The sequence below is a fragment of the Hyperthermus butylicus DSM 5456 genome, from assembly GCF_000015145.1.
Classification (GTDB): domain Archaea; phylum Thermoproteota; class Thermoprotei_A; order Sulfolobales; family Pyrodictiaceae; genus Hyperthermus; species Hyperthermus butylicus.
Window position 1 is genome coordinate 1,413,033 of sequence record NC_008818.1, and the last position, 13,081, is coordinate 1,426,113.

Here is a 13,081-nt window from a genome sequence, read left to right on the forward strand (position 1 = left end):
ACCAGAATCTATCGGCTCCCACTAGCATGCCTTGCAGCTAGAAGGGGGGTGGATGAGCCGCCAGACTATTCACAGTGTTCATCGCTAAATAGGTCATGGGCGGCTTCGGGATGGTTTGTAGGGTGGTTGTTGGCTGTTGCGGGTTCCCCTTCGCCCGGGCAAGGTATTTCCAGACATACCGTAGCGTTGAGGTGCAGCAGACCTTCTACGATCCGCCTAGCGTTGATACCCTTAGGAGATGGAGGGAGGAGGCGCCGGAGGGCTTCGTATTCCACGTGAAGGCTTGGCAGGCCGTGACGCATAGTAGGAGGAGCCCGACGTGGCGGAGGATAAAGCGTAGCCTCCCCGGAAACCTGGATAACTATGGCCTCCTCCGCCCCACGGAGGAGAACAGGTGGGCGTGGAGGGTAACACTAGAGACTGCAGAGGCCCTAGGGGCGGAGTACATCGTGCTCCAGACGCCCCCGAGCCTGGGCTACAGCCCTGAGAACGCACAGCGCATAGAGGAGTTCCTCTCCTGGGCAGTTGGGGAGGCCAGGGGCTTCAAGGTTGGCTGGGAGCCGCGTGGAGACTGGCACGAGCACCCCGAGGAGCTCAAGAGGATACTCTGTAGCGCCCGCGTGGTACACATTGTTGACCCGTTCCGCCGCCAGCCGATAATCTGTGACTGGCAGAGGGAGACATACTTCCGGCTCCACGGCATAGGCGGTGGCGAGGTGAACTACCGGTACCGCTACACAGACCAGGACCACGAGAAACTAGCAGAGACAATCGCGAAGCTCATAGACGAGTACGGCCTAGAGAAGGTATACGTGATGTTTAACAACGTCTACATGGGCCAGGACGCTGCAAGGTTCCGAGAGGTGGCAAGGCAGAAGGGCTTGAACGTGTGCTAGGCTGTATATAAGCAGGATCTCCTCCTTGTGGAGGGTTTCATTGTTCCTCTCAGCTTCTCAATAATGGCCCTAGAAGCTCCGGCTGGAACAGCCGAGAATACCTGGTCGGCTAAAGTAGTCCTCTAAAGCTATAGGCCGGGAATGGTTATCACTATAACCCTGCTGGCTCAGCTAGGCGGCTGCCTTGCATGTTATTGACATGCTGGAGCCTAACAAGTGTTTATATACTGTGGTGTAGAGGATTGTAGCTGTAGCTAGGGGCTTCCCGTTTGGGCTCTACCAGCTTTATCCCAGTCGCTAGGCCGCTTCTCGGCGAGGAGGAGTTTGAGGCTGTCCGTAGGGTTCTCGAGTCCGGCATCCTCGCTCACGGGCCTGAGGTCGAGGCCTTCGAGAGGGAGTTCGCCGAGTTTGTCGGTGTGGATTACGCTGTAGCAGTGGCTAATGGCACTGCTGCGCTGGACCTCATACTCAAGGCTTACCGTATCCGCGAGGGCGACGAAGTCATAACGACGCCTTTCAGCTTCATAGCTACCGCGAACGCCATTCTCTACCAGGGCGCCAGACCAGTCTTCGCCGATATAGACCCAGAGACCTACAACCTAGATCCGGACAAGGTGCTCGAGCTGATAACGCCCAGAACACGGGCAATAATAGTTGTGCATCTCTACGGCCACCCTGCGGACATGAAGGCTTTCAGGAAGATAGCCGAAGATCACAAGCTAATACTCATTGAGGATGCAGCGCAGGCCCACGGAGCCGAGTATCGTGGAAGGATTGTTGGCTCGCTCGGCGACGCAGCGGCCTTCAGCTTCTATGCCACGAAGAACATGACGACGGGGGAGGGCGGCATGGTTACTACTAATGACCGGAGGGTGGCTGAGAGGATTAGGATGCTCCGGGACCACGGGCAGGCCGAGAAGTACCTACACGTGGAGCTTGGCTACAATCTCCGGATGACGAATATAGCGGCTGCTATTGGGAGGGTTCAGCTCCGCAGACTCCCCCAGCTCAATAGTCGTCGCCGCGAAAACGCTGAAGTTATGACGAGGATTCTCAGCCGCGTGAAGGGTATCGTGCCGCCTATAGAGAAGCCTTGGGCTCGCCACGTGTACCACCAGTACGTGATACGGGTTACTAGCAGCTACCCCTACACCCGGGATGAGCTAGCCAAGCTGTTGAGGGAGAGGGGTATAGGTACGGCAGTCCACTACCCCAGGATCATACCGGATCAGCCGCTATACCAGAGCCTCGGCATAGGCTGCCCGAGGGGCTGCCCGGAGGCTAGGAGGGCTGCCAGGGAGGTTCTCAGCCTCCCCGTGCACCCCCATGTGTCGCGGGAGCAGGCCGAAATGATTGCCCGCACTATAGCTGAGCTAGGGAGGAGCTAGGCCTTGGTGCTACGGGTTGCAGTTGTCGGAGCAGGATACATGGGTACAGCTCACGCCAGGGTTTTGGCCCGTATCGCCGATGAGCATCCCGGCCTAGTAGAGCTGGCATACGTGGTGGATGTTGACCCGGAGAGGGCGCGCCGGGTAGCGGCAAGGTATGGTGGTAAACCCGTCCAGAGCGTTAGGGGAATGGGCGAGGTTGACCTGGCAATAGTATCCACCCCCACCGAGACCCATCTGGCCGTGTTCCGTGAGCTGCTCGGCAAGACCCGGGCAGTTCTCGTGGAGAAGCCCATGGCTTCAAGCCTTAGCGAGGCAGTAGAGATGCTTACACTTGCGCGGGAGCATGGTGTCTGGCTCGCTGTTGGCCACATAGAGCGCTTCAACCCTGCTGTGAGGGCTCTCCACGAGAGGGTCGCGCGGAGAGAGCTAGGCGACATACTAACTATCGTAGCGCGCCGCGTTGGCCCCTTCGCTCCACGGGCACAGAACACCGACGTAGTCTACGACCTCGGAGTACACGAGGTGGACAACGCCCTGGTAGTCTACAGGGGGCTCCCCGAGACTGTGCGCTCCTACACCCTCGGGGGTCTAGTATCCAGGCTCACCGACTACGCGCTCATAATACTAGGATACGGCGAGGGCTTCGCGAGCATAGAGGTTAACAGGATAACGCCGTTCAAGCAGAGAATGCTCTACCTAACAACACGGGCAGCGGTAGCATACCTGGACTACATGGAGCAAGTGCTCCGGATACACCGCGGCCACGAGGAGGCAACAGTAGTGATAAGGAGGGAGGAGCCGCTCTACCTCGAAGACCTGGCTGTGGTGTCCAGGTTTGCCAGCGGCGAGGAGCCTGACGTGGACGGCTACCAGGGCTTCCTAGCGCTCTACGTCTGCGAGCTGGCGCTGGAGTCGAGGCTCCAGCGCCGCGACATCGATGCAAGGGACAATAAGCTCTACAGCCACTACCAGGACCTCGTCGAGGAGGGGCTGCGCCGCCTCAAAGCCTACACCGATAAGCTTGCATAACCCTACTGTGGGGGATCCCTGGGCATGGTTGTGTATGGCTACGTCTCCAGCTCGGCCAGGATTCTCTCAAGCCTTGTCTCTTTCGGTGCAGTAATTCTTGGCCCTACACTAGTCGGCGAGGACACGATTATCGACCCTAGCGTGATCGTAGGCTACCCGTCAAGGGCCAGCCTGCGCCGCCTCCTCGGGGAGGAACGTGGGCTCCGGGGGCTAGAGCTGCTAGATGTTGCTAGTAGCGGTGCCAGGATTGGGAGGAGTTGCCATTTGAGGGCTGGCACTGTTATCTACGAGAGGGTCGTTATAGGTGACAGAGTGCAGACCGGCCACCATGTCATCATAAGGGAGGACACGGTTATAGGTGATGGGACCGCTGTCGGAACCGCTACGGTTATCGATGGCCGTGTGAGGATAGGGAGAAACGTCCGGATAGAGACAGGCGTCTACATACCACCGGAGACAGTTATCGGAAACAACGTGTTCATAGGTCCTCGGGCAGTTTTCACCAACGACAAGTACCCTCCGTCGAGGAGGCTGCAGGGAGCAATAGTAGAGGACGGCGCAGTAATAGGGGCTAACGCGGTGATACTACCAGGTGTCCGGATAGGCCGCAACGCCGTCGTGGCAGCTGGAAGCGTCGTGACGAGAGATGTGCCGCCAGGCACGGTTGTAGCCGGAGTGCCAGCGAGACCCATAGCAAGCCGCGACGAATACGAGGAGAAGAAACGCCGCTGGGAAGGAGCATAGAATCCATGCCCGGAGCGGCCCGGACGGAATCCCAACTATATGAAAAGACGTTCGGCAAGGAAATCAATGTCTAAGTGTGGAGATGGGTTACTCCCTCTTGTAGGGTATGCCTACATGTCTTGGTGGCTTGACCTTCCCTAGCACTCCTGCTACTGCTGCCAGCGTGACTATGTATGGTATCGTGTTTAGCAGCGTATCGGGGACAACAGCCTTCACGGCAGGCATCGTTTTGACCCACTCACGGAGAGTGTCGAAGAACCCGAAGAGAGCCGCTCCACCGAGGGCGCGTAGGGGGTTCCAGTTGCTAAACACTACTAGTGCCAGGGCTATGAAGCCCCTACCAGCCGCTATCTCCTTCGTCACTGTTGAGAGCCAGTCGAGGCTCATGTAGGCGCCTGCAAGTCCTGCTAGAGAGGCGCCAGCTATTACTGCTAGAGCCTGCGTTCTCTCAACCCTGACACCCACCGTGTCCGCTGCTTCCGGGTTTTCGCCCACGCTGCGTATCTTCAGCCCGGTTGGGGTCTTGAATAGTAGGTACCAGAGCAGCGGGGACAATACTATCGCGAAAAGTGTTATCGGGCTGAGGCCAGCCATGTGGGGTACCCTTGCATAGCTTGGCACTTGATAGTGGCCAGCGCTGTGCCAGTAGACTATCAGCGTGAAGGGTACCAGGCCGAGGGCTAGAGTGTTGATGCCCACCCCCGGGATTATGTGGTCGCCCTTGAGGTATGCTGTGAGGATAGCGTGTAGAAGGCCTATCGCCGCGCCGACGCCTGTGCCTGCCGCTAGGCCGATCCACGGGCTGTGCGCTGCTTCGCCAGCCATTACGGCTACCAGGGCTCCAATCATTATTATGCCTTCGAGTCCTATGTTTACTACTCCAGCGCGTTCAGCGAGTATCTCGCCTAGAGCCGTGAGGAGTATTGGCGTCATAGCATTTAGGACGCCTAGGATGAAGAGTGTAAGAGTCTCCACGGTTACTCACCCCTGGCCTGTAGCTCTCTCAGCTCCTTCCTACGGCGCAGGTACTCCGAGAGCATATGGAACACCCCGGGTATTGCAAGGGCTATGATTATCACGCCCTCCACGATTCTAACCATCTCGAGTGGGATGCCAGCGAATATCTGCATGTACCTAGCGCCAGCCTTAAGCCCGCCAACAAAGAATGCTGCGAATATTATGCCTATGGGGTGGTTTGCTCCTATCAATGCTACGGTGATGCCGTCGAATCCTAGCCCGTAGAGGTTGCTGAGCCCTGTCGTTATCGAGTAGTTCGGCGGTTTTCCTAGCACCTCGCCGGCACCAGCAAGCCCGGCGGCGATGCCGCCTATGAGGAAGGAGAGTATTACTGCTTTCTCAGGCTTTATGCCAGCATACCTTGCTGCTAGCGGGTTGAGGCCTGCTGCACGCAGCTCATAGCCTTCAACGGTGTGCCATAGGAGGAAGTAGGTCAGCAGCGTAAAGGCGATGGATACTATTATTGCTAGTGAGAGTTCGGAGTGCGCCATGAGTAGGGGTAGCCTCGCCTGCTCGGGTACGCTAACAGTCTTTGATGGATCCTCTGGGTTGTAGACAATGTACACCCTAAAGTACTCTACAACCCAGAATGCTATCCAGTTAAGCATGATTGTTGATACTACCTCGTGTACACCCCTCTTAACCTTGAGTAATGCTGCAATCAATGCTAGGCCGACAGCTAGAATGACGCCCAGAGCGTACGCGGCAACTGTGCCGAGGGGCGAGTCGAGTGCTGGAACCCAGTTACGGGCTATCCAGGCTACGAGGACTGCGCCAAGGGCGCCTATGTAGAGCTGGCCTTCTGCGCCAATGTTGAAGAGGCCTGCCCGAACGCCGACCGCGAAGGTTATGCCGGTAAGCATTATTGGAGCTGCAGCGCTGAGGCTCGTACTCAAACCATAGATGTCAAGGAAGCTCATCTCGAAGAGGCTGCGATACGCCTCCACCGGGTCGTAGCCACTCACATACACCACTATAGCTCCAACAAGCAAGCCTATTACTAGCGATAGCACGCTCTCGCCAAACCTTAGCAGGCCACGCCGCAGCCACTCCGGCATGGAGCTAGGCTTGAACCGGGCGAGGCTAGCCAGCTTGTCACTGGCCAGCCTTCACCACCTCCATACCGCCCATTAGAAGGCCAAGCTTCTCCTCGGTAAGCTCCTCGGGCCGAGCTATCGCTGTAAACCTTCCAGCGTACATTACTGCTACGCGGTCGCTAAGCTGTAGCACCTCGTCAGTGTCGGCTGACACTAGAAGCACTGCATGGCCCATGCTGCGCAGCTTCACCAGCAGCCTCCGGATATACTCTGTAGCTGCGACATCCAGGCCCCGCGTGGGCTGCGCAGCGATAACAAGTTTCGGCTGCTTAGATAGCTCGCGGCCGACCAGTAGCTTCTGCTGGTTGCCGCCGCTAAGGTAGCGTACTGGACTCCGGAAACCAGGCGCGACAACATCATACTCCTCTATAATCTTCTTGGCGTGCTCTGTCACTGCTTTCCAGCTTATAACGCCTAGTCTCCGGGTAAACCTGGGCCATCGATGCATGCCTAGAACACTGTTCTCAGCCACTGACATGTCGAGTATTAGCCCCATAGCTTGCCTGTCCTCGGGTATGTGGGCCAGGCCGAGCTTGTAGAGCTCCGATGGCTCCATGTTGGTTACATCTCTACCCAGGAGTATTATCCTGCCCTTTTCGACTCTCCGGAGCCCGGTGAGTGCCTGTACAAGCTCTGACTGGCCGTTGCCCTCAACGCCAGCTATGCCGAATATCTCCCCAGCCCGTACCTCAAAGCTTACACCCTTCACGGCCCAGGAGCCGGTATCACCCCTAACCCATAGATCCTCGACACGTAACACAACATCCCCCAGCTTCGATGGAGGCTTCTCGATTCGCAGGAAGACCTCGCGGCCAACCATCATCCTTGCAAGCATCTTTGGCTCAGCCTTCTCCCTCGGAACCTCCCCGACGACACGTCCCCTCCTCATGACGACTATGCGGTCAGCTATTTCGAGAACCTCCCTCAGTTTATGCGTAATGAATACGACCGATTTCCCCGAGTCGCGGAGCCTCTTCAGGGCCTGGAAGAGGATCCTAGTCTCGATTGGTGTAAGGTTTGTCGTTGGCTCGTCGAGTATCAGCACGTCCACGCGGCGGTAGAGCATCCTGAGTATCTCTATCCTCTGCCTCTCGCCGAAGGATAGCTGCTCGACGGGAACGTCGAGCCGGACGCGGAGCCCAGTCTCCTCCATAAGTTTCTCGATGTGCTCGCGCGCGTTGCTCAGCTCCTGGCCCCCAAGCCCTAGCACTATGTTCTCGTAGGCCGTGAATACGGGTACGAGGGCGAGGTGTTGGTGCACCATGCCTATACCGTTGCGTAGAGCATCGGCTGCAGAGTGGAAAACCACGCGGCGTCCACGGAGGTATATCTCGCCACGGGTTGGCTTGAGAAAGCCTGCCAGAATCTTCATGAGCGTTGTTTTCCCGGCACCATTCTCGCCTAGGAGTCCAAGGATCTCGCCGGGGTAAACGTCTATACTGACGCCTCGAAGGGCAACCGTGCCATCCGGATATATTTTCACTATGTCCCTCATGGATACCAGCGGGCTGCGATTGACTGACGGCAAGGGGCAGCCACGTCCCCTTTGAGTCGTCTCGGTTAGAAGGGAGGAGAGGGGCTAGAGGGAAAAAGGGGACTCGGTCCGGGATGTTTAATCGTGAGAGTGAACGCTAGCCTACCTTTAGCTTGTCTCTAATCTCCTTTATCTCCTTGCTGTCGAGTGGTATCATCTTCTCGATATCGCTGAACTTGAGTCCATATACCTCAATATCCTTGTTGGTCTTCAGTGTATCGCCGAGCTTGTAGGCCTCCTCCCATATCCAGTCTGGTATCTGCTCCCTCATCGCCTTAACCTTCTCGTAGATCTCCTGCTTCTGTTCGGGCTTTATTGTGCCGGCTTCGACCGCCATGTTTAGGAATGTCTCGAGGTCCTCGAGCTTGCTGAGTGCAACGCCACCCTCGGCTAGGCCTAGCTCTAGGACTCCACCGTATTGGTCCACCTTGCCGTTGTAGTAGTCTAGCGCCCTCTTTACAGCAGTGTAGACGCCGACATCGACGCGCTTCATCATGCTAGCGATTATGAATCCGGGCTTGATCCAGTCCTGGTCCGCGTCGACGCCGATGGCGAATGGTGGGCCCATGTCCTTGCCCTCTCTCTTGGCAGCCTCCTCTACGGCCTCGAATATGCCTAGGCCGGTCGCGCCAGCAACGTTGTAGACTATGCAGGCGCCCTGTGCCAGCTGGGCCTCAGTGGCCTGCTTGCCCTTAGCTGGGTCGTTGAAGGTGCCGGTGTATGTGAAGAATATCTTTAGTGGCTCGACCTGCTGGCCGGTGTGCTGCTCATAGATCTTCTCGCCGTACCTTATACCCCAGTAGTAACCTGCCTCGAACTTGTACAGCACAGGGATCTCCATGCCTAGCACTACGCCTACGGCCTTGCAGCCATAGTAGTGGGCTAGCATGCCTGCCAGGGCTCCGGCGAGCGCGCTACCCTCGTGCTCCTTGAATAGCACGCTTAGCACGTTAGGCTTACCCTCAATGTAGCCGTCGATTATGGCGAATAGCTGGTCTGGATGCTCGTCCGCAACCTGCTTGACAGCGTCGGTCATTAGGAAGCCCACAGCTACTATTACGGCACACTTGCCGCTCCTAGCTAGCGTTCTAAGGTTTGGCAGGTAGTCTGACTCGCTGGTACTCTGAACCTCCACCAGATCGAGGCCAAAGTCCTTAGCAGCCTTGCTGGCGCCCAGGTATGCCATGTCGTTGAAGCTTAGGTCTCCACGGCCACCAATGTCGTAGACTACGCAGATCTTGTTGCGGCCACCGAGCTCTCTAGCAGGCAGCTGCTGGGATGCCTCCTCGGCAGGCATCTCCTCGGCATGCTGCATCGTGGTAGACTCTGTGGCGTGCTCTACGGCGTGGTGTTCCGTTGTCTGTGTGGTTGTCGTCTGCTCGGTGGGGGTCACAGTCTTCTCTTCTTCGGGCCTTGTGGCGAAGTAGACTGCTACGCCGGCAACGATAATTATAATTACAATTGAAGCAACGAGGATGGTTTTGTTCACTTTGCTCACCCTCCGGCCCGGCTTATCCACGTAGGCTAGTTGCAGGGACCGGCTTTAAAGTTGTGAGCAGCTAGCCCTGGCAAAGCCCTGCAAGCTCTTCTGCCAGCTTTTCAGCGCCGTTGGGATATTGTGGCGGCCTACGCTTCCCAGCCTCCTCTATGGCCCTGGCTAGCTCTTCCACCGTAGGCTCGCCCTCTATGAGGATCGCGTTGAGCTTCATGGCGAATGCCTCGGCGTCCCCTGGTTTGAGCCCAGCCGTCCTCCCAAGCATGGGATTGTAGACTATGACGACTGGCTTCCCGTAGGTGAGAGCCGCCTCAACAGCCGTGTGGCCGAGATGCGTAACAACAACCCTGGCACCGGCGAGCCAGCGGTGGAAGTCAGGGTCGAAGCGGAAGACTGTAAGGCCCGGCCTTCGGGGGAGCTTTTCGGGGTCTACAAGCCTACCAGTCTGCACCACGACATGGTCGTAGGGGAGTCTCGCAGCAGCCTCTACGAGGCCTGGGTAGCCGAGAGTACCAGTTGCTATGAGCACGTAGCCCCCATCCCGGGGCGGGTAGCGTGGTCTTGGGTAGAAGGGGCCGTAGACCACGCCTTGTGAGTGTAGCTTCCTCTGCTCCTCCCACTGCAATACAACGCGATCAGCGATAGGTGCTAGTAGCCGGGCGGTAGCGCTGGGAGCCACAAACCGAACAATATCCTCCACAACGTATAGCCGTGCACCCCTCAGCTTTGCAGTCACAGCCGGGGCTATGCTGAGGTTCGAGCCTAGGCTCACGAGGGCACAGAGCCCCTTGGGGAGCCGGCGGAGCGAAACCATGAGAGCCCTTGGGGCCCTAAGTGCGGCGGCGAGCCGGGAGTCTGTGGGAGTACGTAGCAGAGGCACCTCGACAACACGGTGGCCCTGGAACCTGGCCCGTGTCCACTCGTCGCCCTCAGCAATAACCGCTACAACCTCAACGCCATGCCGTACCAGCTCCTCGGCTAGGGCTAGCGCGCGGCCCGAGTGGCCGCCCCTAGCAGCTGTCACCGCGACAACAGCCAAGGCCCTTGCTCCTCTCGTGGCTGGCTACGCGGGTCCATGGGCTTCCCGGTGGCTGGCCGCTCCCCAGATAAACCTCGCCTAGGCCTCGTAGCCTTGAGGCTGGGGGCCGGTAGGGGGTCTTGCAGCCCGGCAGCTGGCTAGACGAGCTTAGGGAGAAGCTACGGGAAAACCGTGTAGTGGTAGGCGTTGTAGGCCTCGGCTACGTGGGGCTCCCGCTCTCCCTCCTCTACGCCTCCAAGGGGTTCCGCGTCATAGGCTACGATATCGACCAGGGAAGGGTTGAGGCAATACGTAGGGGGCGCTCCTACATAAACTACATTCCCGACCACGAGGTAGCCAGGGTCGTCAAGGAGGGCCTACTCGAAGCCTACACGAGCCCGGAGCCGCTCCACGAAGCAGACTTCATACTCGTAACGGTGCCTACACCGCTCCGCTGCAACGGCCTACCAGACTTGAGCTATGTGAGGAGCGCTGCTAGGAGTGTTGGCAGGGTGCTCCGCCGCGGCCAGGTAGTGGTATTGGAGAGTTCCACGTACCCCGGCACGACGAGGGAGGTGCTGGCGCCGATACTTGAGGAGGAGAGCGGCCTACGCGTCGTGAGGGACTTTGGTGTAGCCTACTCCCCGGAGAGGATCAATCCCGGCGATACCAGGTATAAGCTAGAGGATATACCCAAGGTAGTCGGCGGCATCACACCTGAGATAACCGATATAGTGGCAGAGTTCTACTCAAAAGCGTTCAAGTATGTCGTAAAGGTGAAGGATTGTAAGACGGCTGAGGCCACCAAGATGCTCGAGAACATGTTCCGCTACATAAACATAGCACTTGTGAACGAGCTTGCAGTAGCCTTCGAGAAGATGGGGATAAATGTCTGGGAGGTCATAGAGGCAGCGAAGACAAAACCATTCGGCTTCATGGCATTCTACCCCGGGCCCGGTGTTGGCGGCCACTGCATCCCCGTAGACCCATTCTACCTCCGCTACAGCGCCTGGCGCCACGGCGCAGTCCTACGCCTCGTAGAGGTGGCAGCCTCTATCAACAACTACATGCCAGTACATGTTGTCAACCTCGTCGAGGAGGGCCTTGCAAAGCTAGGCAAGAGGATTAGGGGGGCCCGGGTAGCAGTTCTAGGCCTTGCCTACAAGCCCGATGTCAACGACGCCAGGGAATCCCCTTCAATAAGAATCATCGAAGAGCTAGTGGAGCGGGGCGCAGTTGTTAGGGTTCACGACCCCCTGGTAGAGAGTGTTAAGACAGTCTACGGAGTCTTCCAGAGCACTGTGGACCCCCTCGAGCTAGTAGGCTGGGCCGATGCTGTTGTAATAGCTGTCAACCATACAGCCTACCACAGCAAGGAGCTCGTGACAAAGCTGCTCAACCCAGGTAAGGAGCTAGTAGTGGTTGACACGAGGAACCTTCTGAGCGGCGCTAGGCCGGGGCCGGGTGTGGTACTGCTAAGGCTTGGAGCCCCCCACAGCTAGGCCTAGCAGCCTCAGCAGCATCATCCTAGCCCAGGAGTTAGTGCTAGCACAAGCCCCGTATAGGCCGGCGAGAAGCACAGACAAGGCCAGGGAATAGGGAGATATTACCTCCGCGAAGTGGCTCGGTCGCCAGACACCCTGCTACCGTTAGAGCCACGGGCAAGCCTATGTAGGGGCTCGCACTCCATAACATTCCCTGGGGTGCAGCGTCCCCTTGGCGCAGCTAGAGGTTAGAGAGCCACAGGCAGGCATATGGGGCTTCTACCCCCTCAACCGAGGCGAGCTTCTGAGGACCATTGAGGCATGCCTTCTCGACAAGCGGTTTGGGCCCGGCAGGCTCCCGGATAGAAATGCCAGGCCGCGCTATACACCGGTTGGCGGTGTGGTTCCGCATGCTGGCTACAGCTATTCTGGACCCTGCGCAGCCCACCTCTACCTGGAACTCGCCGAGAACGCCCCAGAGGTGGACACTGTAGTCGTAATGGGAACCAACCATACAGGCTACGGCGGCGTCTACACTACAACCACGAGGTATAAGGCTTGGGCTACACCGCTGGGCACGGTGGAGACCGATATAGAGTTTATAGAGCTGCTTAAGAAGCTCTACCCGCGCCTAGAGGACGACTACCTAGCACACATGAGGGAGCACAGCATCGAGGTTGAGCTACCCTTCCTACAGTACATCTACGGCAACAACTTCAAGCTAGTGCCCATAGTAGTGAAGGAGCCCAGTGAGAGGATGGCCCGGGAAATGGCGGAAGCCGTGAAGAGAGCTGCAGAGGAGCTAGGCCGGAGGATACTCGTAATAGCCTCCTCCGACTTCACCCACCACGGCTACATGTACGACTATGTACTCTTCACCGAGAACGTTAGGGAGAACGTGGCAAAGCTGGACATGGCAATTATAGAGCATATACTGCGGTTGGACACCAAGGGCTTCCTTGAAACCATATACCGGTACGGCGCCACGGTTTGCGGCTACGGAGCCATAGCAACCCTCATAGAGTATGCGAAACTTGAGGGGGCTAGAGCGAAGCTGCTAAAGTACTATAACTCTGCCGACGTAACCGGCGACGAGGCAGCCGTCGTCGGGTATGCTGCAATACTCTTCCACTTATAAGCGAGACAAATCCTCTAGCCATAATGTTCCAGCTTAAACCCTAGCTATAAACCCTGCTCTACTAGCCTGTGACACACTCCACAAAACATCTGTGGCGTACGAATACTTGTAGGTAGTACCTGGTATGTGCCTAGCAGCCTGGCTCCGGCGTGTCGCCCCCGGCGCATACTCAATACTCTCTGGCATAGCCAGAGCTGAGTATGGAGTAGAATTCTCCGAGCTTAGCTGCGAGGAGCAG

11 protein-coding genes are annotated in these 13,081 nt (G+C 57.6%); 6 read left to right on the forward strand and 5 right to left on the reverse strand.

Annotated elements, in window-relative coordinates; genetic code table 11:
• Positions 1 to 110 precede the first annotated feature (110 nt).
• The 4 genes from HBUT_RS07375 (at position 111) to HBUT_RS10075 (ending at position 4,060) form a co-directional block, all read left to right on the forward strand.
• Entirely contained in the window at positions 111 to 896 is a 786-nt protein-coding gene (locus HBUT_RS07375) for a DUF72 domain-containing protein (protein WP_052287772.1), read from the forward strand.
• A 269-nt stretch (positions 897 to 1,165) separates the two neighbouring features.
• A complete protein-coding gene (locus tag HBUT_RS07380) occupies positions 1,166 to 2,284 on the forward strand; it encodes a DegT/DnrJ/EryC1/StrS family aminotransferase (protein WP_011822554.1) in 1,119 nt (372 codons plus the stop codon).
• Positions 2,285 to 2,290: 6 nt separating this feature from the next.
• Complete coding sequence (locus HBUT_RS07385) at positions 2,291 to 3,316, forward strand: Gfo/Idh/MocA family protein (RefSeq protein WP_228546809.1); 1,026 nt, start codon at positions 2,291 to 2,293, stop codon at positions 3,314 to 3,316.
• A gap of 24 nt (positions 3,317 to 3,340) precedes the next feature.
• Positions 3,341 to 4,060, forward strand: coding sequence for an acyltransferase (locus HBUT_RS10075; RefSeq protein ID WP_011822556.1), 720 nt, complete (start codon positions 3,341 to 3,343; stop codon positions 4,058 to 4,060).
• A gap of 87 nt (positions 4,061 to 4,147) precedes the next feature.
• On the opposite strand, the gene HBUT_RS07395 is transcribed toward HBUT_RS10075, so the two are convergent.
• The 5 genes from HBUT_RS07395 to HBUT_RS07415 all read right to left on the reverse strand — a co-directional run bounded on the left by HBUT_RS07395 (position 4,148) and on the right by HBUT_RS07415 (position 10,242).
• Positions 4,148 to 5,035, reverse strand: a complete 888-nt coding sequence (locus HBUT_RS07395) for an ABC transporter permease (RefSeq protein WP_011822557.1) — start codon at positions 5,033 to 5,035, stop codon at positions 4,148 to 4,150.
• 2 nt (positions 5,036 to 5,037) lie between these two features.
• A complete protein-coding gene (locus HBUT_RS07400) occupies positions 5,038 to 6,135 on the reverse strand; it encodes an ABC transporter permease (protein WP_011822558.1) in 1,098 nt (365 codons plus the stop codon).
• Positions 6,136 to 6,172: 37 nt separating this feature from the next.
• A complete protein-coding gene (locus HBUT_RS07405) occupies positions 6,173 to 7,669 on the reverse strand; it encodes an ABC transporter ATP-binding protein (protein ID WP_048061559.1) in 1,497 nt (498 codons plus the stop codon).
• Between the two features lie 136 nt (positions 7,670 to 7,805).
• The gene (locus HBUT_RS07410) at positions 7,806 to 9,197 is read right to left on the reverse strand and encodes a BMP family lipoprotein (protein WP_011822560.1); all 1,392 of its coding nucleotides are present in this window, start codon (positions 9,195 to 9,197) and stop codon (positions 7,806 to 7,808) included.
• A gap of 70 nt (positions 9,198 to 9,267) precedes the next feature.
• Complete coding sequence (locus HBUT_RS07415) at positions 9,268 to 10,242, reverse strand: glycosyltransferase (protein ID WP_011822561.1); 975 nt, start codon at positions 10,240 to 10,242, stop codon at positions 9,268 to 9,270.
• A 119-nt stretch (positions 10,243 to 10,361) separates the two neighbouring features.
• Between HBUT_RS07415 and HBUT_RS07420 the strand changes: the two genes are divergently transcribed.
• Positions 10,362 to 11,723, forward strand: coding sequence for a nucleotide sugar dehydrogenase (locus HBUT_RS07420; protein ID WP_011822562.1), 1,362 nt, complete (start codon positions 10,362 to 10,364; stop codon positions 11,721 to 11,723).
• Positions 11,724 to 11,937: 214 nt separating this feature from the next.
• Positions 11,938 to 12,843, forward strand: a complete 906-nt coding sequence (gene amrB, locus HBUT_RS07425; RefSeq protein ID WP_011822563.1) for an AmmeMemoRadiSam system protein B — start codon at positions 11,938 to 11,940, stop codon at positions 12,841 to 12,843.
• Positions 12,844 to 13,081: the final 238 nt, after the last annotated feature.

Bases quoted from the DNA above. Each gene is read 5' to 3' on its own strand.
- HBUT_RS07375 (WP_052287772.1), top strand. From the start codon at position 111: ATGGTTTGTAGGGTGGTTGTTGGCTGTTGCGGGTTCCCCTTCGCCCGG.
- HBUT_RS10075 (WP_011822556.1), top strand. From the start codon at position 3,341: ATGGTTGTGTATGGCTACGTCTCCAGCTCGGCCAGGATTCTCTCAAGC.
- HBUT_RS07400 (WP_011822558.1), bottom strand. From the start codon at position 6,135: ATGCCGGAGTGGCTGCGGCGTGGCCTGCTAAGGTTTGGCGAGAGCGTG.
- HBUT_RS07405 (WP_048061559.1), bottom strand. From the start codon at position 7,669: ATGAGGGACATAGTGAAAATATATCCGGATGGCACGGTTGCCCTTCGA.